At 35.2% G+C, this 22301-nt stretch carries 21 protein-coding genes; 15 read left to right on the top strand and 6 right to left on the bottom strand.

Annotated features, from left to right (window positions below):
- The first annotated feature begins 249 nt into the window (after positions 1-249).
- Positions 250-1851: a DUF4139 domain-containing protein gene (locus G3A46_RS04075; protein WP_165146540.1), complete on the top strand. Its 1602-nt coding sequence runs from the start codon at positions 250-252 to the stop codon at positions 1849-1851.
- Between the two features lie 81 nt (positions 1852-1932).
- Here the strand turns inward: G3A46_RS04075 and G3A46_RS04080 are convergent, their stop codons facing one another.
- The 6 genes from G3A46_RS04080 to G3A46_RS04105 all read right to left on the bottom strand — a co-directional run bounded on the left by G3A46_RS04080 (position 1933) and on the right by G3A46_RS04105 (position 5746).
- Complete coding sequence (locus G3A46_RS04080) at positions 1933-2367, bottom strand: hemerythrin domain-containing protein (RefSeq protein ID WP_165146543.1); 435 nt, start codon at positions 2365-2367, stop codon at positions 1933-1935.
- Positions 2368-2459: 92 nt separating this feature from the next.
- On the bottom strand, positions 2460-3203 hold the full coding sequence (locus G3A46_RS04085; RefSeq protein WP_165146546.1) for a TIGR04283 family arsenosugar biosynthesis glycosyltransferase: 744 nt from the start codon (positions 3201-3203) through the stop codon (positions 2460-2462).
- Positions 3204-3236: 33 nt separating this feature from the next.
- Entirely contained in the window at positions 3237-3380 is a 144-nt protein-coding gene (locus G3A46_RS04090) for a hypothetical protein (protein WP_165146549.1), read from the bottom strand.
- Entirely contained in the window at positions 3367-4161 is a 795-nt protein-coding gene (locus tag G3A46_RS04095; RefSeq protein WP_165146555.1) for a DUF547 domain-containing protein, read from the bottom strand. The genes G3A46_RS04090 and G3A46_RS04095 overlap by 14 nt, the downstream gene beginning before the upstream one ends.
- Positions 4162-4315: 154 nt before the next feature.
- Complete coding sequence (gene yihA / locus G3A46_RS04100) at positions 4316-4927, bottom strand: ribosome biogenesis GTP-binding protein YihA/YsxC (RefSeq protein WP_165146558.1); 612 nt, start codon at positions 4925-4927, stop codon at positions 4316-4318.
- 54 nt (positions 4928-4981) lie between these two features.
- The gene (locus G3A46_RS04105; RefSeq protein ID WP_165146561.1) at positions 4982-5746 is read right to left on the bottom strand and encodes an alpha/beta hydrolase; all 765 of its coding nucleotides are present in this window, start codon (positions 5744-5746) and stop codon (positions 4982-4984) included.
- A gap of 203 nt (positions 5747-5949) precedes the next feature.
- Between G3A46_RS04105 and mraZ the strand changes: the two genes are divergently transcribed.
- The 14 genes from mraZ to G3A46_RS04175 all read left to right on the top strand — a co-directional run bounded on the left by mraZ (position 5950) and on the right by G3A46_RS04175 (position 22268).
- Complete coding sequence (gene mraZ / locus G3A46_RS04110) at positions 5950-6423, top strand: division/cell wall cluster transcriptional repressor MraZ (protein WP_165146564.1); 474 nt, start codon at positions 5950-5952, stop codon at positions 6421-6423.
- Positions 6410-7306, top strand: a complete 897-nt coding sequence (rsmH, locus tag G3A46_RS04115) for a 16S rRNA (cytosine(1402)-N(4))-methyltransferase RsmH (protein ID WP_165147627.1) — start codon at positions 6410-6412, stop codon at positions 7304-7306. The genes mraZ and rsmH overlap by 14 nt, the downstream gene beginning before the upstream one ends.
- 82 nt (positions 7307-7388) lie before the next feature.
- A complete protein-coding gene (locus G3A46_RS04120; protein ID WP_165146567.1) occupies positions 7389-7709 on the top strand; it encodes an FtsL-like putative cell division protein in 321 nt (106 codons plus the stop codon).
- Positions 7710-7751: 42 nt separating this feature from the next.
- Positions 7752-9752 (top strand): penicillin-binding protein, encoded by a 2001-nt coding sequence (locus G3A46_RS04125; protein ID WP_165146570.1) that lies wholly within the window; start codon positions 7752-7754, stop codon positions 9750-9752.
- Complete coding sequence (locus tag G3A46_RS04130) at positions 9749-11212, top strand: UDP-N-acetylmuramoyl-L-alanyl-D-glutamate--2,6-diaminopimelate ligase (RefSeq protein ID WP_165146573.1); 1464 nt, start codon at positions 9749-9751, stop codon at positions 11210-11212. The genes G3A46_RS04125 and G3A46_RS04130 overlap by 4 nt, the downstream gene beginning before the upstream one ends.
- 4 nt (positions 11213-11216) lie before the next feature.
- Positions 11217-12449, top strand: a complete 1233-nt coding sequence (mraY, locus tag G3A46_RS04135; RefSeq protein ID WP_165146576.1) for a phospho-N-acetylmuramoyl-pentapeptide-transferase — start codon at positions 11217-11219, stop codon at positions 12447-12449.
- A 40-nt stretch (positions 12450-12489) separates the two neighbouring features.
- Positions 12490-13827, top strand: a complete 1338-nt coding sequence (gene murD / locus G3A46_RS04140) for a UDP-N-acetylmuramoyl-L-alanine--D-glutamate ligase (RefSeq protein WP_165146580.1) — start codon at positions 12490-12492, stop codon at positions 13825-13827.
- Positions 13828-13877: 50 nt separating this feature from the next.
- Positions 13878-15071 carry an FtsW/RodA/SpoVE family cell cycle protein gene (locus tag G3A46_RS04145; protein ID WP_165146583.1) on the top strand — a complete coding sequence of 398 codons (1194 nt, stop codon included), beginning with the start codon at positions 13878-13880 and terminating at the stop codon, positions 15069-15071.
- A 44-nt stretch (positions 15072-15115) separates the two neighbouring features.
- Positions 15116-16213, top strand: a complete 1098-nt coding sequence (gene murG, locus G3A46_RS04150; protein WP_165146586.1) for an undecaprenyldiphospho-muramoylpentapeptide beta-N-acetylglucosaminyltransferase — start codon at positions 15116-15118, stop codon at positions 16211-16213.
- Entirely contained in the window at positions 16213-17568 is a 1356-nt protein-coding gene (murC, locus tag G3A46_RS04155) for a UDP-N-acetylmuramate--L-alanine ligase (protein WP_165146589.1), read from the top strand. The genes murG and murC overlap by 1 nt, the downstream gene beginning before the upstream one ends.
- Positions 17558-18274 carry a cell division protein FtsQ/DivIB gene (locus G3A46_RS04160; protein WP_165146592.1) on the top strand — a complete coding sequence of 239 codons (717 nt, stop codon included), beginning with the start codon at positions 17558-17560 and terminating at the stop codon, positions 18272-18274. The genes murC and G3A46_RS04160 overlap by 11 nt, the downstream gene beginning before the upstream one ends.
- A gap of 4 nt (positions 18275-18278) precedes the next feature.
- A complete protein-coding gene (gene ftsA, locus G3A46_RS04165; RefSeq protein WP_165146595.1) occupies positions 18279-19637 on the top strand; it encodes a cell division protein FtsA in 1359 nt (452 codons plus the stop codon).
- A gap of 46 nt (positions 19638-19683) precedes the next feature.
- A complete protein-coding gene (ftsZ, locus tag G3A46_RS04170; protein WP_165146598.1) occupies positions 19684-21660 on the top strand; it encodes a cell division protein FtsZ in 1977 nt (658 codons plus the stop codon).
- A gap of 158 nt (positions 21661-21818) precedes the next feature.
- Positions 21819-22268, top strand: coding sequence for a GatB/YqeY domain-containing protein (locus G3A46_RS04175; protein WP_165146601.1), 450 nt, complete (start codon positions 21819-21821; stop codon positions 22266-22268).
- Positions 22269-22301: the final 33 nt, after the last annotated feature.

The raw sequence follows: 22301 nt of genomic DNA on the forward strand, positions 1-22301 counted from the left end.
GAATATTTTCTAAATAATTGATTATCATGTAAATAAAATGCATATTATTGTGTTTAGTTAGAATTTAAGTCCTTTTTATTTGCAGTCTATATTCTAGAAGCGTCAGCGGTCTAGTCTCTAAGTTATCAGTTTTCAGCGTCGAACATCCGTCACCCTCACCCCTCACCCCTCACCACCTACCCTAGAATAGCCTCAAGAATTTAATGGCACAACATTTGAATATTTTTTCAATCAAATTTAATTTAGCTTATGAAAACCTTACCTCAATCTATTACATCTGTAATCGTTTTAACTTTTTTAATCTTCAGCACGCATTTTCTTTCTGCTCAGACAGTTTTAGAAACCAACGCTTCGTTGTTGGACGTTACTATATATGGTCGTGGAGCAAGTATGCATCATACGGTTAGTCAATTTTCTGTGCCTAAAGGAAGTTCTGAACTTGTAATTAGTCAGATTGCACAAAATGTTGATCCCAATAGTATTCGCATTACAAGTGATAATAGCCAAATAACAATTCTTTCGGTATCCTTTGAAAGAGATTATTTGGTAAAAGGGGAAAATCAAAGCGCTCAATATTTAGAGGTAAAGCGTAAATACGACGAAGCTAAAAACACTTTAGACGAATTAATAACTGCTCGAAAAGGAGAGGAAAGCACTTTGGCATTATTGGAAGAAAATAGAAAGTTTGGTGGGCAAAATGGAGTGTCCCCGACGAGTATGGCTACAATGATAAAATATTACAGAGAAGAATATAAAACCCTTTCTGCAAATATTTTGGACTTGAAAAGTAAAGAAGCAGAGCAACAAAAGATAGTTAATAAGTTAAATAATCAGTTACAAGAAGCTGGTGGTAATGAACAAAATGCAGGGCAATTAGTTATTCGATTGAATTCTAATAGAGCTGTTAAAACAAATTTTGACATCCATTATTTTACGAATAATGTGTCTTGGATGCCTTTTTATGAAGTAAGAGTAGATAATTTAAATGAGCCCGTACAGTTAGTATACAACGCTAATATTTCACAATCCACAGGAATTGATTGGAAGCAAGTGAAATTGGCTTTTTCAAGTGGAAATCCGAAACGCAATAACAATGCGCCACAATTGAATCCGTGGTGGGTAGGTTTTTATCAGCCAGCTGCTCCGCTCCCTCAGAGACTTCAAGGTAAAATTGCCGGAGTACAAGTGGAAGTAATGGAAGACGGGGCCACTAGAAATGAGATGGCAGTAGTTGAGGAGAATCAACTGTCAACTTCATTTGTAATAAATACACCTTATGATGTTTATTCGAATCAAAAACCACAAGCAGTTAGGTTAAAGGAATATCAATTGCCTGCAGAATACTCCTATCTTACTGCACCTCGATTGGATGAAACAGCTTTCTTAATTGCAAAAATTTCAGATTGGAGTAAGCTTAACCTTTTGCCAGGTAGTGCGAACTTGATTATCGATAATAATTTTGCAGGTAGCTCATATATTAATCCCAATTCAACTGAAGAAAAATTAACCTTAAGTTTAGGGAGAGACGAACGTATTGTTACAAAGCGTGAAAGAGTGAATGAAGAAGGGAGTACTTCTTTCTTTGGCAATTCTCAAAAACGAGTTTATACTTATGAGATTTCCGTTAAAAACACTCGTAGTGAATCGGTGAAAATTGATGTAAAAGAACAGTTCCCGCTATCAACTGAAAAGGATATAGAAATCAAGCTTGTTGAGACTTCTAATGCAGATGTGAATACCGATAGAGGAGAGCTTACTTGGAGTTTAAACTTAAAAGCTGGAGAAACTAAGAAGTTGAAATTTTCTTATTCTGTAAAGCTTCCTAAGGATAAAGTGATATCTGGAATGTAAAAAAAATAACCTAACAGGTTTTTAAAATCTGTTAGGTTTGATTTATATAATCGAGAGTTTTATAACAACAGATTTTGGTAATTACCTGTTCTCTTTCATTTGCTTTAAATAATCTTTTGCGATATCTGTTTTTTGAGATTCGGTAAACACTTTTCCTGCTAATTGGAAGAAGCTGTGTTCTTCATCTTCTAAATGATGTTCTACCTTTTCACATAATTGTTTGGCGTAAACTAACCAAGCAGGTGAATCCATATCTTTATCATCAATTTTATCAATAAGTTCCTCCATTTCGTGGTGTTCTGCAATTCCGTGACGTGCGTGTTCCTGCATCATATCGTTTTGAATTAACGGCGCGTAGAAAGTTCTCTCTTCAGCGTCTGCGTGAATTTGCAATTCGTGTTTTAACTCTTTCCACTTTTGCTTTCTCTCTTTTGTATCGCCCGAGGTTGAAGTAACCAAGCGACAAAGTTCGCGTTGTATATCGTGATCTTTTCTAATTGCCTCAAAAATATTCATGTAGTTTATCTTTAAAATTTACTACAATATCGAAAAAAATAAAGCGATATTGAACTAAACTGCAGTATTTCTGATATTTACCTATTGGTGTGTTATTGTGTTTTAGCAATATTTTTTGAATAGTATGCGTATAATTCATCTGCATTTGCACCTAACCATTTCTTTAAATGAATAGCCCAAAAATGATATTGCAAACGCCAAATTCCAAATTCTTTATAACGTCTTGCAGAGGTTGTTAGGGAATGTGGAATTACAATGAAAGACTTTCTTTTGTATAGTTCATTAATTAAAACATTGTCTTCGTAAATAATATAGCTCTCATCAAATCCACCGATTTCATTGAATAGTTTTTTAGAAATAAAAAGGCTTTGATCTCCGCCTCTACAACCCTTCCATTTAAACCTCGTTAACCATCCAGCAAGTTTTAGCCACCAATGACTACTGTCAAACTTCATTCTAAAACATCCAGCTATATTGCCTTGGTTTATTTCAGATAAAATATACTTATCATAATTCTCTGGCGGGAAAGAATCGGCGTGGAGAAAGTAAAGGGTTTCGGAAGAAGCTTGTTTTGCCCCATAATTCATTTGTTTTGCCCGTCCTTTTTCTGAAGAAAAAAGCTGAAAGGAAATTCTTTTTTTTACGTTTTGAAACTTCTCAGGGGTCGAGGTTTGTTTGCTGAAGTCTTGAATTAAATCCCTAGTATTATCCGTGCTTCCACCATCAACTATTATTACTTCAATATCATTTTCACCTGAACTATTTTCCTTTAAATGAAAAAGTAACTTTTCGATGATTTGATCTTCATTTAATACCGGGATTATAATGGAAAGCATTATGCTGATTTAATTATGGGAATATACAAATTTCTAAATGTCGATTATTATGGATGAAAAAACCACTAGTATAGTTTTCTGATGAATGCTAGTAATAGCTTCGTAAACCTGAACTATTTGAGGTGGTTTTACCAACTCGGAATAAAATGGCTTGGTAATTATTTCAGTTTTTTTCATTCAAATTCCAATTGTAATCCAAATATGAAATTGTCGCATTTGAATTTATCTTGACTTTCGAATATTGGTTTATAAAACCAATTAAATCTTTCTTCTCGTTAACTATAAAGTCGTTTTTGTACCATTTAAATATAGATGAAATCTTAGCTTCAGAAATTGAAATGTTATTTTCTTTACTATTGATGAATTCATTTGTAACTTGTTCTAGCTGCTGTTGAATTTTATCGGCAGTAAAAGCTTCATTTAGAAGTTTAGGGCAGGAGATAGAAGCACAATTTAACGCGAAATGAATTCTAGGCTCGTTCATCTTTCGCAGAATTCCATGTTCAATATTGTTTAGGGAAATCATTTCACTCCCTATTAGAACTCTGTTTTTAGACCAAGGACGACTTATGTCTTTAATGCTTTTTACAGGATAATTTTCAATTATAAGTTTAATAGTGGCAGCGTTGTACAGGTTAATGTAATAGGCTAATATTTCAGGTTTACTCCAAGTGCTATTAGGATGATTAAGAGAAAGCATTTTTAAGTAGTCGTTTAATTTAGCTTCATCTTTACTAAATCCTATGTAATCGACTAACCCGTTGTTTTGTACGTGCTTTTTGAGAAGTTCATTCCAAGTGTTGTGGTTAATTTTTATCGTAGAATTGTCTGTTGATGTTAAATGAGAATTTCCATCAATGATATACTGATTATCTAATCCTACCGATGAAAATGTAGCGCAGCTATTAAAAGAAAATAGAAGAAAAAGAATTGTGGTAAGGCATGGTAAGTTCTTCATAATCTTAGGTTTATTTGTGGTGATAATTCAGATTAAAGCAAAAATCTGTTCCAACATAAACGAAGTTATGGAGATGTGGAGGTTATTCCAATAAAAAGTTGAATAAACTGTGAGATTCTTTTTTAACGAGAAGTTTTACCTGAAGTAAAGATGATTAAAACTCAGTGCGATTGATATTTGAATTCAATTCATCTATATAATTTAAAAGCTCATCTCTTCCTACTGAATTGCTAGCTGAGGTCACAAAATACTTTGGCATTTCAACCCAAGTTTCCAACATTTTGTCTGTATATGCCTTTAGGTTGCGTTCCAATGCCATTGGTTTTAATTTATCTGCCTTTGTAAAGATAATATTGAAAGGAATACCATTTTCGCCTAGCCAAGTCATAAACTCTAAATCGATAGGTTGAGGTTCGTGACGGCAGTCTACAAGTACAAATGCGAGAATCATTTGCTCTCTTTTAGCAAAATAATCAGTAATAAATTTTTGAAATGTTTTTTTGCTGCTTTTCGAAACTCGCGCATATCCGTATCCAGGTAAATCGACTAAATACCAATTTTTATTAACTAAAAAGTGGTTGATAAGCTGAGTCTTTCCTGGTCGTCCAGAAGTTTTTGCTAAATTTTTACGAAGCATCAACATATTGATAAGAGAAGACTTACCAACATTACTTCGCCCAATAAATGCATATTCAGGCAAGCGATCTTTTGGACATTTGTCCACATCACTATTGCTCATTACAAATTCTGCCGATTTAATGTGCATTTATTTATATTTAGGATTTAATAGAGAAATAAGTTTTTGTAAAACTAGGAATAATTAAAATTTGCGTTTTTGTAACCAAGCGTAAAGTATTTCGTTAAACTCATCTGGATGTTCCATCATAGCAGCATGCCCACATTTATCTATCCAAAAAAGTTCTGAATCTGGAAGAAGTTCGTCAAATTCAATAGCAACATCAGGTGGAGTTACATTGTCATTTCTTCCCCAAATAATACAGGTAGGAGTATGCATTTTCGGCAAATCCTTTGCCATATTGTGTCTAATGGCACTTTTGGCAATGGCAAGAGTTCTAATTAACTTATTTCTGTCGTTTACGGTTTCAAATACATCGTCAACAATTTCTTTTGTTGCTACCGCTGGATCGTAAAATACGTTTTCAGCTTTTTTCTTTATGTACTCGTAATCCCCGCGTTTTGGGTAACTTTCTCCCATAGCACTTTCGTACAAACCGGAACTTCCAGTAATAACTAAGGCCTTAACTTTTTCAGGATATAATTTGGTGCAAAGCAAGCCTATGTGCCCGCCTAAGGAGTTTCCAAGTAAAATAACTTTACCGTAACCTAAATGGTCTATAAAATCACCAACATACTTGGCGAAAGTTTTCACATTTGTTCGCAATAAGGTCATTTTGTAAATGGGTAATTCGGGAATAAGAACTTTGTAACCCTTCGGAGGAAAGAAATTTGCAACTCCATCAAAATTGCTTAATCCACCCATAAGGCCATGAAGTATTATGATTGGCGTCCCTTCACCTATTTCTAAATATGAAAATTTTCCTTCTTTCTTTAAGTTGTTAGTCATACTTGGTTGGTGCAATTTATTAGAAACAAAAGTAAACAAAAATTTTTCATACGCTCTACTTAAAATTAGCCTTTGTTTTCAAATGTTGGTTAAGCAATGACTTCAATGTGGTAAAATTTATTAACAATGTGGTATAATGTGGTAAAAAGTGGTAAAATATATATATATTTGAATCTACAAATCACAAACAGGAATTTTCCGTAATGCTCAATATAATAGGCTCATACGAATGTAAGGCAGACGCAAAAGGACGTGTCATGGTGCCTGCGCCGCTTAAAAAGCAGTTGGCTTCGGTGGTGCAAGAAGGGTTTGTGATTAAAAGAGCGGTTTTTCAACCGTGTTTGGAGTTGTATCCTATGAAAGAATGGGAGGAGATGATGAAGAAGATGAGTAAGCTTAATCGGTTTACAAGGAAAAACAACGATTTTATTAGAATGTTTACAGCAGGAGTTAAGGTCGTAGAGCTTGATGCTGCTGGTAGATTGTTAATACCGAAGGACTTGATGTCTTTTGCGGGAATAGATAAAGAATTGGTTATTTCTTCAGCGATAGAGAAGTTAGAAATTTGGGATAAAGACAAGTACGAGGAATCTATTTCTGTTTCGCCAGAAGATTTTGCTGATTTAGCCGAAGAAGTAATGGGTAAAAATTTTGAAGAAGAAAATGGACTATCATAATCCAGTCTTATTGAAAGAAACTGTGGATGGTTTAAATATTAAGCCAGACGGAGTTTATGTTGATGTTACTTTCGGTGGTGGCGGACATTCTCGTGAGATATTAAGCAGATTAGGGTCAGAGGGAAAGCTGATTGGATTTGATCAAGATAAAGACGCTTTGGTTAATGCGATTGATGATGAGCGGTTTTTGTTGATAAATCAGAATTTTCGATTTCTAAAGAAGTTTTTAAGGTTTCACGGATATCGAACAGTAGATGGAATACTTGGAGACTTTGGGGTTTCTTCACATCAGTTTGATGTTGCAGAAAGAGGGTTTTCAACTCGTTTTGAAGCGGATTTGGATATGCGAATGAATCGCGAAACAAATTTCTCGGCTTATACAGTTGTTAATAAATATGAGGAGGAGCAATTACGAGATGTGCTTGCAAACTATGGTGAGTTAAGAAGTGCACCAGCAATGGCAAGAGTGATAGTTGCAGCTAGGGAAGAAGAAAAAATTAAAACAAGCGAGCAGCTTAAAAAAGTGCTGAGTAGGTTTTTGCCAGCACATAAAGAAAATAAAATTCTAGCTCAGATTTATCAAGCTATTAGAATAGAGGTGAATCAAGAACTAGAAGCTCTTAAGGAGTTTTTATTACAGACCAACGAGGTTTTAAAACCCGGTGGGCGTATAAGCTTAATAAGTTACCATTCTTTGGAAGATAGGTTGGTTAAAAGGTATATCCGTAATGGATTGTTTGAAGGTGAGCCTGAAAAAGATGTGTTTGGAAATTTTGAAGTTCCATTTAAGGCGGTTGGAAAATTTATCGTTCCTACAAAGGAGGAGATAAAAATGAACAATCGAGCTAGAAGTGCAAAACTTCGTATTGCTGAGAAGTTGTAAGAAGACGAGGTTGAATAAATGTTGGATTAAAAGGAAGTAGAAGCGGGTATTTCGCTAATTAATAAATCTCTAATCGTAAGTTTTGAAGGAAAGCTTTTATAACATAGTAAAAGGAAAATTCTTGGTAAGTGACGAGGCGTTAAAGAATTGGCGCTTCATCATATTTCTTTCTCTTTTAGCTCTGATAATGATTGCATCTTCACATAACGCAGATAAAAAAGTGCACGAAATATCAGGTTTAAATGCACAGGTAAAAGAGTTGAAAAGCGAGTATGTGGATGTGCGAATGCAGTTAATGCAAACTAGAATGGAAAGTAAAATAATTGCTGCAATGGAAGATCAAGGCTTGCAGCCTTCAACAACTCCTCCTAAACGTATAAGGATTGTTAATGAAGAGGAGTAAGAATACTATAAAACATTAAAAAAGAATACTGATTAAGAAAAAATGGCATTTGACGAAAGAAACATATTAAACAGACTATACATCGTTGCAGGGTGTATGTTGTTGTTTGCTTTTGCCATAAGCATCAAGTTGATAAATATTCAATTTGTTGATGGAGATGAGTATCGTGAACTCGCTAAACAGAATACTACCAAAAATTTTATAATACCTGCTAATAGAGGAAATGTATATGCTGATGATGGTAGTTTATTAGCTACTTCAGTTCCCAAATACGATATACGTTTTGACGCCGTAACCCCTCTAGATGAAGATTTTAATGAAAATATAAAGCCGCTTTCTGAAGGACTTAGTAAAATGTTTGGGAAACCAGTTTCTTATTATCAAAACAAGTTTAGAAAGGCTAGAGCTAATAAAAATAGGTATGTATCTGTAGTAAAAAACCTTGGGTACTCTGATTATATTAAGGTGAGAAATTTACCACTTTTCAATAAGGGACCCTATAGAGGTGGGATTATAGTAGAACAACGTACGGTTCGTGAGCATCCAATAGGAAAAATAGCTCAACGTACTGTCGGAAATGAAGCTTATAATCGCCCAGGTTATTATGCTGTTGGTCTTGAAGGAGCATTCAACGATTTACTTACAGGAAAAGAAGGTCATAGACTAAAACAAAAAATCTCCAAAGGTCAGTGGAAGCCAATTTTCGACGACAATGAAATAGAGCCACAAGACGGCTACGATATTGTATCTACTATTAATGTAAATATTCAAGACATTGCACATCACGCTTTGTTAAAGCAATTAGAGCACTATCAGGCTGAACACGGAACAGTAATAGTGATGGAGGTGGCCACTGGAGAGATTAAAGCTGTCTCAAACTTGGGTGTGGCATCTAATGGTACTTATTACGAAAAACTTAACTACGCTATTGGTGAATCTCACGAACCGGGTTCAACTTTTAAAGTAATGGCAATGATGGCAGCTTTGGAAGACAAAGTTGTTGATACAAGTACTGTTGTTGACACCGGGAATGGAAGAAAAGTATTTTACGGCAAGCCTGTTCACGACTCTAAAAGAGGTGGGTATGGTGAAATTTCTGCTGCTAGAACTCTTGAGGTTTCTTCCAATATAGGATTGGCTACAATTATAGATGAAGGGTATTCTAAAAACCCAAATAAATTTATAAACCGCTTAAAAAGCTGGCACCTAAATGAAAAAACAGGTGTGGCTATTAAAGGGGAAGGTGAACCTATGATTCCGGAACCAGGGGATAAGAAATGGAGTAGAAACGCGCTTCCTTCTATAGCTTATGGGTATAATCTTGAAATAACTCCTTTACAGACCTTAACTTTTTATAATGCTATCGCTAATAATGGAGTGATGGTAAAACCACGTTTTATCAAAGAGGTTCGTGCATGGAATGAAAAAGTAACTACTTACGATACAAAAATCATAAATCCTAAAATTTGTTCAGATAAGACTTTGAATGAAATTAAGGAAATTATGAAAAACACCGTCGAGCGTGGAACGGGTAGATCATTGTACTCTCCAGATTTTTCAATGGCGGGTAAAACCGGAACTGCACGTACGGAATATTGGCATAAAGACTGGAATAGCAATCCTCGATATATTTCATCATTCGCAGGATTTTTCCCTGTTGAAAACCCAAAGTACTCGTGTATAGTGATAATTCACAAGCCAAGTATTAAAAAAGGATTTTACGGAGCTGATGTTTCTGGGCCTGTTTTTAAAAGAATTGCTCAAAAAATATTTACTGAATCTAGAAACATAGATGATGTAAAAAATATAGAAACACCAGATCCAGAAATTGAACAAGATTTCGAAAAATACTATGCTAAACTTCAAAAGTCACATAAAACTATTCCAAATGTAACTGGAATGGCGGGGATGGATGCGGTTTCTATACTAGAAAATCTTGGACTTAGAGTGCAAGTTGTGGGTAATGGTTCGGTTACGAGTCAATCCATAAAATCAGGAGAAACCCTAGAAAAGGGCAAATTAATAACCTTAAAATTATCGTGATTCTTTTAAAGGACATATTATATAAAGTAACCATCGAAAGTGTCGTTGGAAGTACTTCTGTGGCTGTTAGCAATCTAGAATTCGATTCTAGAAAAGTATCGTTGAACGATGTTTTTGTAGCCATAATAGGAACTGTTTCTGACGGGCATCAATTCATAAAAAAAGCTGCAGATCAAGGAGCTTTGGCGATTATATGTGAAACACTACCTGAAAACATAGTAAATGGAATTACCTATGTTCAGGTGGCCGATACGCATAAAGCCTTAGCAATTATGGCGGCGAACTTCTACGGGAACCCATCAGAAGACTTAAAACTGGTTGGGATTACCGGAACCAATGGGAAAACAACAATTTCTACACTCTTATACAAGCTTTTCAAAAAAGCTGGGATGGAAGTTGGGTTGATTTCTACTGTGAATATAATGGTAGGGGATACCGAGCATAAAACCTCACATACAACCCCAGATTCAATCACGATAAATAGTTATTTGCGTAAAATGGTTGATGCAGGTGTAGAGTTCTGTTTTATGGAAGTAAGTTCTCATGGTATTCACCAAAAACGAACAGAGGCTTTAAAATTTGCTGGTGGTGTTTACACAAACCTATCTCACGACCATTTAGATTACCACAAAGATTTCGCTGAATATAGAGATGTAAAAAAGTCGTTTTTCGATAATTTACCAAACACTGCTTTTGCTTTGGTGAATGCTGACGATAAAAATGGGGCAGTTATGCTTCAGAATACTAAAGCAAAGAAACAAACCTACGCTTTAAAAACCTTTGCTGACTTTAAAGCGCAAATCTTAGAAAGTCAATTTTCTGGTCAACTTATTAAAATCAACAATCAAGAATTGTGGGTGAAGTTGATAGGAGGCTTTAATGTGTATAACCTACTTGCAATTTACGGCACGGCCCAGTTGTTAGGATTAAAGGAGCTTGAAACTCTTCAATTAATTAGCACTCTAGACAGTGTAGATGGGAGATTTCAATATTTAATTTCAGAAAAGAAGATAACCGCAATTGTAGATTATGCGCACACTCCTGATGCTTTAAAGAATGTATTAGAAACAATAAATAGTATTCGTACAGGAAATGAAGAAGTGATAACCGTTGTAGGGTGTGGCGGCGATCGCGATACATCTAAGCGTCCAGTAATGGGTAAAATAGCTGCTACGTTAAGCACAAAAGTGGTTTTTACTAGTGATAATCCTCGTACTGAAAATCCAGATAGAATTATTGAACAAGTTGAAGCAGGAGTACCTGCTGAACATTATAAAAAAACAATTTCTATAACAAATAGAAAAGAAGCCATAAAAGCGGCTTGCCAAATGGCTAATGAAAACGACATTATTTTAATTGCTGGAAAAGGTCATGAAACCTACCAGGAGATTAATGGTGAACGTTTTGATTTTGATGATTTTAAAATTGTAAATGAAGTTTTAACGCTATTAAATAAATAATCTAATGCTCTATTATCTCTTTGAATACTTAGACAAAACATACGATTTGCCAGGAGCGGGGTTATTTAACTTCATTACATTCCGAGCAAGTTTAGCAGTTATTTTATCGCTGTTTATTGCAACAGTTTATGGAAAAAAGATCATTAGCTATCTAAGAAGAAAACAAGTTGGTGAGTCTATCCGCGATCTTGGTTTAGAAGGTCAAAATGAAAAAGCAGGAACGCCAACGATGGGCGGAATAATAATAATTCTAGCAACATTAATCCCTGTTTTACTATTTGCAAAACTTGAAAATATTTATGTAATCCTCTTGATTGTTACCACACTTTGGATGGGAGTAATTGGCTTTATTGACGATTATATCAAAAAGTTTAAAAATGATAAAGAAGGATTACCAGGGAGGTTCAAGGTAATTGGTCAGGTTGGATTAGGGCTTTTTGTAGGGGTTACAATGTACTTTCATCCAGATATCGTAGTGCAGCACAATACTACAACACCAGGAGCTCAAACCGAAATTATAGCCAAAGGACCAGTAGATCAGTTTTATGTAAAGGATAAGTCGATGTTAACTACTATTCCTTTTGTAAAAGAAAATGAATTCGATTACTCCACTTTAATTAGTTGGGCTGGAGAGGGCTACAAAAGCTATGTGTGGTTGATATTTATACCGATTGTGATTTTTATAATTACTGCAGTTTCAAATGGAGCAAATTTAACCGATGGAATAGATGGACTTGCTGCGGGAACTTCAGCAATAATAGGGGTAACACTAGCATTGTTTGCTTGGGTTTCGGGTAACGTTATTTTCTCCGACTATCTCAACATAATGTATATCCCCAATACGGGAGAGATGACCATATTTATCACTGCCTTTGTTGGGGCTCTTATTGGGTTTTTATGGTATAACACCTACCCCGCACAAGTGTTTATGGGGGATACCGGTAGTTTAACTATTGGTGGAATTATAGCAGTTATAGCAATTGCAGTAAGAAAGGAGTTGTTAATCCCAATCCTCTGCGGAATTTTTCTAATGGAAAATCTATCTGTAGTAATGCAGGTAGGTTGGTTTAAATACACAAAGAAAAAATATGGTGAGGGAAGACGCATTTTTAGAATGTCGCCATTGCATCACCATTATCAAATAAAAGGATTTCATGAAAGCAAAATTGTAACACGATTTTGGATTGTAGGAATATTCTTGGCGATAATAACCATCGTCACGCTAAAAATTCGATAGAGACGTGAAGTTTCACGTTTTAACGAAAACATAAGTAAACATGAAAGGAAAATTGGTCATTCTTGGTGGAGGAGAAAGTGGAGTAGGCACGGCCATATTGGGTAAGAAACAGAAGTTTGAAGTGTTTGTTTCAGACTTTGGAAAAATAAAAGATAAGTACAAACAAGTTCTTTTAAATAATGAGATTGAATGGGAAGAAGGAGGTCATTCTGAAGTGAAAATTCTTTCTGCCGATGTTGTAATGAAAAGTCCAGGTATTCCTGAAACTGCTTCAATAGTAAGAAAGTTGCGCGAAAATAAAGTAAAGGTGATTTCAGAAATTGAATTTGCATCTAAATATACAAGCGCGACAATTGTTGGAATTACAGGAAGTAATGGGAAGACTACAACTGCAAGTTTAACTTATGAAGTATTGAAAAACGGTGGGTTAAATGTTGCTCTTGGAGGTAATATAGGAAAGAGTTTTGCAGAACAAGTTTCAGAATCTAAATACGATCACTTCGTATTAGAACTAAGTAGTTTTCAGCTAGATGGTATTGAAACATTTTCACCTCACATTGCAGCATTAATCAATTTGAGTCCTGATCATTTGGATAGATACGATTATAAATATGAAAATTATATCGAGTCCAAATTCAGAATAATATTGAATCAAACATCGCAAGATTTTTTTATTTATGATGCCGACGATGAAGAAATCATAAAATGGCTTTCACAGAATCCCATAAAATCACAACCGCTTCCTTTTTCATTAAAAAAAGAATTGAAACAAGGAGCTTTTAGAAGAGATAACGATATAATAATTAAAATAAATAATACAGAATTCACTATGCCAATCGCAACAATAGGAATACAGGGAGAACACAATGTAAAGAATGCAATGGCTGCATCAACCGTAGCTACATTATTGAGAATACGTAAACAAACAATTAGAGAAAGTCTTGAAGGGTTTCACGGCGTAGAACACAGACTTGAAAATGTGCTTAAAATCAATAATGTGATGTATGTTAATGATTCCAAGGCAACAAATGTAAATGCTACATATTTTGCATTAGATAGTATGGAAAATCCAACTGTTTGGATTGTTGGAGGTGTTGATAAAGGCAATGATTACAACGAATTACTTCCATTAGTTAATGAAAAGGTAAAAGCAATTATCTGCTTAGGTGTTGATAATCAAAAAATAATTAGTGCTTTTGGCAATATAGTGGATACAATCGTTGAAGTAGATTCAATGCAAATGGCTGTTCAAGTTGCGTATAAATTAGCCGAAAGAAATAATACAGTTCTACTTTCTCCTGCTTGTGCAAGCTTCGATTTATTTGAAAACTACGAAGACCGAGGAAGGCAGTTTAAAGATGCTGTAAGAAACTTGTAATAAGGCATAAAAAAGAATCAAAAACATAAACCAATAGCGGAAAAAGGTAAATGATAAATATTTTCCAATATACAAAAGGAGATAGAGCAATCTGGGGGATAGTAGGGCTTCTAGCACTTATATCTTTCCTGCCTGTTTATAGTGCAAGTAGCAATCTTGCATATTTGTATAACAATGATGGAAATACATTGCCTTTTTTATTACGACATCTAGCCCATTTAATTTTAGGTTTTATTGTGTTGTATGCAGTGCATAGAATACCCTATAATTACTTTGGAGGGCTCTCTATAATTGGGTTGCCTATTATAGTATTCCTGTTGGTAATTACGTTATCACAAGGTACAACTATAGGGGGTGCAAACGCCAGCCGATGGATTAGGTTGCCATTTGTAGGGATTACCTTTCAGACATCAACCCTAGCAGGGGTAGTATTAATGACCTATGTAGCGCGGTATTTGTCTCGTATTAAAGATAAAGAAGTTTCTTTTAAAGAAACACTTTTACTGCTTTGGGGGCCAGTGTTTATTGTTCTTGGTTTGATTTTACCTGCTAACTTTTCTACCACTGCAATATTTTTTGTAATGGTTGTTATGCTTGTTTTTGTTGGAGGGTATCCATTAAAGTATCTTGGAATTATACTTAGTGCAGGGGTGCTGTTTTTAACATTGTTTGTTTTAACTGCCAAAGCATTTCCTGGAGTATTTCCCAACCGTGTAGACACTTGGATAAGTAGGGTTGAAAACTTTGCTGATAAAGAAGATACAGAAGCAGATTATCAAATAGAAAAAGCAAAAATTGCTATAGCCTCGGGAGGTATTACTGGATTAGGTCCAGGAAAAAGTGTTCAGAAGAATTTCTTACCACAGTCTTCATCAGATTTTATTTATGCGATTATAGTTGAAGAATTTGGTTTAGTTGGTGGGTTAACCTTAATGGCTATATATCTGTTTTTGTTATTTCGAATAGTGGTAGTGGCTCATAAAGCACCGTCGGTGTTTACCAAACTACTAGTCATTGGTGTAGGTTTTCCCATTATTTTCAGGGCGATGATAAATATGGCTGTGGCAGTCGAATTATTTCCTGTAACTGGACAAAACTTACCCTTAATCAGTAGTGGTGGAACCTCTATTTGGATGACATGTTTGGCGTTGGGAATGATTTTGAGTGTGAGTGCAAAAAGAGAAGTTCCAGCAAAAGAAGAAGAGGAAGAAAATCCACTTGATGTTTTAAGTGAAACCATATAGAATACAACAAGTGTTGTTAGTGTAATAAAGAAGAAAACAAAAAATTGGAAAACAAAAAATTCATCATATCAGGAGGCGGTACTGGGGGGCATATTTACCCAGCTATTGCTATTGCAAATGAGTTGAAGACTCGTTTCCCTGACGCTGAATTTTTATTTGTGGGAGCAGAGGATAGAATGGAGATGGAAAAAGTCCCACAAGCAGGATATAAAATAAAAGGTCTTTGGATTTCTGGATTACAACGCAGTCTTTCATTGCAAAATTTAGCTTTCCCGTTAAAGCTGGTTTCAAGTTTAATGAAATCAAAGTCTATTTTAAAAACTTTTAAACCTGATGCTGCAATTGGAACTGGAGGTTATGCAAGTGCGCCACTGTTGCGAATGGCTGCAAAGCAAAATATACCTTGTTTAATTCAAGAGCAGAATAGTCACGCAGGAATTACCAATAAATGGCTAAGTAGTAAAGTTCAGAAAATATGTGTGGCTTATGAAGGAATGGAGAAATTTTTTCCTTCTGAAAAAGTAAAGTTAACGGGAAATCCAGTAAGACAAGATTTGTTGGATATTTCTTTGAAAAGAGAAGAAGCACTTACTTTCTTTAACCTGAATAGGGATAAAAAAACACTTTTGGTTTTAGGAGGTAGTTTAGGTGCTAGGAGAATAAATCAATTAATTGAAAAGTCATTGCCGTTTTTTGAAAGAATCAACTTACAAGTTATTTGGCAATGCGGGAAATTTTACGAAGAAACCTATAAGAATAAAGGAAATGAAAATGTACAAGTCCATGCTTTTTTAAACAGAATGGATTTGGCTTATGCAGCTTCAGATTTTATTATTTCAAGAGCGGGAGCGCTATCGGTTTCAGAATTATGTTTGGTGGGAAAACCAGTTGTATTTATCCCTTCGCCAAATGTTGCTGAAGACCATCAAACAAAAAACGCGTTGGCAATTTCGGAAAAAAATGCTGCTATTTTGATTAAAGAAAATGAGTTGGATACAAATTTTGAAAAGGAATTTTCAGATTTAATTTCCTCTATAGAAAAGCAGGAAATGCTTTCAAAAAATATATTGGCATTGGCAAAACCAAATGCCACAAAAGAAATAGTTGAAGAGATTGAGAAATTATTGAACAACAACAATTAATGAATAACCTAAAAAACATAACGACCTTTTATTTCGTAGGTATTGGCGGCATTGGGATGAGTGCTCTTGCACGGTATTTCAAAATGCAAGGTAAGGCTGTTTTTGGGTACGATAAAACCTCAACTGACTTAACAGACGAATTGGTTGCAGAAGGGATACCAGTAACTTTTACAGATGAAATTTCAGAACTTCAATCTGAGGTGAAGGCAAAGCATAATGTTTTGGTAGTTTACACCCCTGCAATTCCTAAGAACAATAAAATTTTAAACTATTTTATTTCTGAAGAGTTTCAAATTGTAAAACGCGCTCAGCTTTTAGGAGAGGTGTCCAAAAATACACTTTGTCTAGCTGTAGCAGGTACACACGGAAAAACTACAACTTCTGCAATTTTAGGACATTTATTGGCTGCTTGTAACATGCCGGTAACAGCATTTTTGGGAGGAATTGCAGAGAATTACAATTCCAATTTTATTTATAAAGGAAGTGAAATTACAGTGGTTGAAGCAGATGAATTTGACCGTTCGTTTCTTCAACTTCGTCCAGACATATCTTGTGTAACTTCTATGGATGCTGACCATTTAGATATTTATGGAGACGCTTCAGAAATTGAAAATGCATTTACAACTTTTGCAGAACTAGTTGATAAAAAAGAAAACGTTTTTATAAAGATAGGCTTGCCTTTAAACGGAATGACTGTTGCGGTTCAAGAAACTGCAGATTATGAAGCCCAAAATGTAAGGGTAAAAGATGGAGCATATCTATTCGATTTGAAAACACCAAATGAGGTAATTAAAGATCTTACATTTAATTTGCCAGGACATCACAATCTTACCAATGCTATTATGGCAATGGGAATGGCATTGTTAGCTGGGGTATCAGTTTCTTGTCTTAAAAACGCAATTGCGAGTTTTAAAGGGGTAAAACGCCGTTTCTCATATAAAATTAAAACTGATAAACTTGTTTTAATAGATGATTATGCACATCATCCTACTGAAATAGACGCTTTGTATCAAGCTGTTGAAGAAATGTATCCAAATAATCGTAAGCAGATTGTTTTTCAGCCACATCTTTTCACAAGAACAAGAGATTTTGCAGAAGGTTTTGCGAGAAGTCTTTCACAATTTGATGAAGTGGTATTGCTGGATATCTATCCTGCTAGAGAAGAGGCAATTGAAGGAATTACTTCAGAATGGTTGTTAAATCAGATTGATTCTCAGCATAAAATCTTGGTTTCAAAATCAGATTTAGCTGAAGTTTTATCACAGTCGGATTGTAGAGTAAAATTGTTGGTAGGTGCCGGAGACATTGGTACCGAAGTTAATAAGTTAACCCAAAAATTTAAAGATGAGGCGTAGTATTATTTACATAAAACTTATTCTTTTGCTGGGATTAATTGGCTTCCTTTTTAGCTTTACAAAAAAGCGAAATGAGGCGAGAAAAATTAGTAAAATAGACGTTGTTTTTGTTGATGATAACAGCCCTTTTATCACTTTTGATAACGTTAATAAATTGTTGATACAAAGTTACGAGAAGGTTTCGGACATATCTAAAGAAGCCTTAGCTTTGAGAGAGATGGAGTATAGATTGATAGGAAACCCTATGATTCGCGATGCTCAGGTGTATGTAACCATAGATGGAAAGTTATGCGCAAGGATAGAACAGCGCGAACCCATTGGTAGAGTGTCTGCTACACCAGATTATTACTTAGATTCAGACGGAAAAGTAATGCCGTTATCTGAAGTGTATTCAGCAAGAGTTCCGATAATTAGTGGTACTTCAGAAAGTGAGTTCTCTGAACTTACTGACTTATTGCTGAAAATAAAGGAAGATGAGTTTATGAAAAGGAGCGTTATTGGGGTTCATCAACGGGCAGATGGAGAGATTGAACTGGAATTAAGAAAAGTAAATTTTAATGTATTTTTTGGGAAACCAGTAAGCATTGAAAAGAAGTTTCAAAACTTTAAAGCATTTTATAAAAAAACAAAAAAAGATAGTACGCTATACGGGTACAACAAGGTGAACTTGAAATTTGATAGTCAAGTTATAGCCACAAAAAAGTAAGGCCATGGAAAACGATAATATTGCTGTAGGATTGGATATAGGAACTACCAAGATAGTAGCTATGATTGGTAGAAAAAATGATTATGGTAAAATGGAAGTGTTGGGGATAGGCAAGGCAAAAAGTCTTGGCGTTCATCGTGGTGTTGTAAATAACATTACACAAACTATTCAATCCATTCAACAAGCGGTACAAGATGCAGAAACTTCTTCAGGAATGAAGATTAAGGATGTTGTTGTTGGTATCGCGGGACAACATATTAGAAGCCTTCAGCATAGCGATTACATTACTAGACCAGATGGTGAGGAGGTTATTAAGGATGAAGATATTGATGCTTTATGTAACCAAGTTCATAAGCTTGTAATGCTTCCTGGGGAAGAAATTCTTCACGTATTACCACAGGATTATAAAGTTGATGGACAAGCAGAAATTAAAGAACCTATCGGGATGTACGGTGCGCGTTTAGAAGCAAACTTTCACGTAGTTGTAGGTCAGGTTTCTTCAATTAGAAATGTTGGACGCTGTATAAAAAGTGCAGGGTTAGAGCTATCGGCAATCACACTGGAGCCCTTAGCATCAGCAAGAGCTGTATTAAGTCAAGAAGAAAAAGAAGCTGGAGTAGCATTAATCGATATAGGAGGTGGAACAACTGACTTGGCGATATTTAAAGATGGAATTATTCGTCACACGGCAGTAATTCCTTTTGGAGGTAATGTAATCACAGACGATATTAAAGAAGGTTGTTCGATTATCGAGAAACAAGCTGAACTTCTTAAAATAAAATTTGGATCTGCTTGGCCTGGAGAGAATAAAGACAATGAAATTGTTTCAATCCCAGGATTAAGAGGAAGAGAGCCAAAAGAAATTAGCTTAAAAAATCTCTCAAAAATAATTCACGCTCGAGTTATGGAGATTATTGAGCAAGCGTATATTGAAATAAAAAATTACGGGCACGAAGAGCAGAAGAAGAAATTAATTGCTGGTATTGTGCTAACAGGTGGTGGAGCTCAGCTTCAGCATATAAAACAGCTTGTAGAGTACGCAACAGGTATGGATACACGAATTGGATATCCAAACGAACATTTAGCTGGAGATAGCGACCCTGAAACTACAAGTCCGATGTATGCAACAGCAGTAGGGCTAGTGATGAATAGTCTTGAAAGTAAGGAGAAATCATCATTGATGAGAACATTCCCAACTGAAGAGGAAGTTAAAGAGACTGACGAACAAGAAGCGGTTCAGCATCCTGAAGTAGAAGCTGAAAGAGAAGAAGTAGAAGAAGAAAAAAAAGGCACTAGACGTGGTCGAGGTATTTTTGACAAATGGGCCGAAAAATTTAAAGAGTTCCTCGATAACGCAGAATAATAAAAGAAAGAGAAGAAAAATAAAAATTGCAATTAAAAATAAAAATATGAGCAGCAACACAGAATTTGAGAACATTTCATTCGACTTGCCAAAAAACCAATCAAATGTGATTAAGGTTATTGGCGTTGGTGGTGGAGGTAGTAATGCAATTAACCATATGTTCAGTCAGGGCATAAAGGGAGTAGATTTCGTGATATGTAATACAGATGCACAGGCATTAGAAAATAGCCCAGTGCCTATTAAAATTCAATTAGGGGTTTCCTTAACTGAAGGTTTAGGTGCAGGAGCAAATCCGATGGTTGGTGAACAATCTGCTGTAGAAAGTATGGAAGAAATTAAATCTATGCTAACTACAAATACCAAGATGATTTTTATAACCGCTGGTATGGGTGGAGGTACCGGAACAGGTGCCGCTCCAATTATCGCTAAAATGGCAAAGGATATGGATATACTTACTGTGGGTATAGTCACTATTCCTTTCCAATTTGAAGGTAAAACAAGAAATGAACAAGCTCAAATTGGCGTTGAAAAACTACGTCAAAATGTAGATTCATTAGTGGTAATTAATAATAATAAACTTCGTGAAGTTTATGGGAACTTAGGCTTTAAAGCTGGTTTCTCTAAAGCTGATGAAGTCTTGGCCACCGCTGCTCGTGGTATAGCCGAAGTTATTACACATCACTACACTCAAAACATTGACCTTAGAGATGCTAAAACAGTTCTTTCTAATAGTGGAACAGCTATTATGGGTAGTTCTACTGCATCTGGTGCAAATAGAGCAAAAGAAGGTATAGGAAGAGCATTAGATTCTCCATTACTTAACGATAATAAAATTAAAGGTGCCAAAAACGTATTGTTGCTTATCGTTTCTGGGTCCGACGAGATTACTATCGATGAGATAGGTGAAATCAGTGATCACATTCAAAATGAAGCTGGACACAGTGCCAATATTATTATGGGTGTTGGTGAAGATGAAAGCTTAGAAGGATCAATTTCTATTACTGTAATCGCCACAGGATTTAATGTTGAACAACAAAATGAAATTGTAAACACCGAAACAAAAAAAATAATCCACACGCTTGGAGATGATCAAAAAGCGGAGCAAAATCTTACACCAAAAGCTACTTCTGGACCTGTAAGACTGCCAGAAACTCCTATCACTTCTCAGCCTAAAGCTGAAGCCCCTGTGGTTAAACACACGCTTTTTGACGATGATGAGATTGAACAAAGACCATCGTTTCAAGGATATATAAATACTTCAGAGCTTCTAAAGAATTTACCGGTTTCATACGAAGAGGTAAAAGCTGAAAGAATAGAAGAGTTTGAACAAGTAGAAGTAGATAAAATAAATGTAAACGAATTTGTTATTGTTGAGGCTTCAACAAAAAATACTGCGGAAGAAGTTGGACACTCTAAGCCAGTAGTTGAAGACAACGACGATCAAATATTAATGTTTGATCTTCCTATAAAACCTGTTGAAAGAAAACCAGCAGAGACAAATAATAGAGAAGAGAAAACAATTTTTAATCTCGAAGAAATAGAGGTTGAAGATCACGTTGAAGTTGTGCCTGTAACTGAAGTTTCAGATGATGGTATTAAAAGATATAGTTTAGATGACTATCAAGAGGTTGAAAATACCTTAAATAACGCAAAACCATCAAACCATAAGTCTGAAGCTATTGAGGAAAACGAAATTGAATTTGTTAAAAGAACAGTAACTGAGCAATCTCCAAATGATAGCGAAAGTAAGGAAATAGAAGATCCGTTAAACTCTCCTATTTCAAAGATACTAAGCGATCGTACGGAAGAGCGCAAGCGTAAAATGAAGGAGTTTAATTACAAGTTTAAGAATAGTCCTTCACGTATAGATGAAATTGAAAGACAACCCGCTTATAAGCGCATGGGTATAGATCTTAATGATACTAGTAAAGAGCCAACAATTTCTAGAACTTCTGTAAACATAGAAGATGACGGAATTGAATTGCGTAGAAACAACTCATTTTTACACGATAATGTAGATTAACTAAGTGAATATTTCTCCCCACTTAAAGTAGAGGTCCGAAATCTTAATTGGTTTCGGACCTTTTTGATTTATGGTATTTAAGATTAAAAAAAGTGAATCTATATGCTGATACTTTTCAGCTTAAATAAGTATCTTCGTGCTTACAAAAAAACACTATAATGAGTTTACAAGATAAGGTGATGGAGGCTATGAAAGCCGCAATGAAATCAAAGGACACTCAATCATTAGAAGCTTTGCGATCTGTTAAATCAGCATTGCTTTTAGCTCAAACTGAAACAGGTTCTAAACAAGAAATTTCTGAAGAAGAAGGAATTAAAATCCTTCAAAAGCAAGTAAAACAAAGAAAAGATAGTGCTGCTATTTATAAGGAACAAGGACGTGAGGATCTTGCTGAGCCAGAATTGCTTCAAGCTAAAGTAATCGAGCAGTTTTTGCCAAAGCAACTAAGTGTTGAAGAAGTAAGCAAAATAGTAGATGAAATTATCGCAGAAACTGGAGCTTCTTCTATGGCAGATATGGGAAAAGTTATGGGCATTGCTAGTGGAAAACTGGCAGGAAAAGCAGATGGGAAAACGATATCGACAGTTGTAAAATCAAGGTTGTCTTAATTTAGATTTTATTAATTCTTCAAAAGAAGATAT

Origin of the sequence: Aequorivita sp. KMM 9714, assembly GCF_011065475.1 — a bacterium.
Taxonomy (GTDB): domain Bacteria; phylum Bacteroidota; class Bacteroidia; order Flavobacteriales; family Flavobacteriaceae; genus Aequorivita; species Aequorivita sinensis.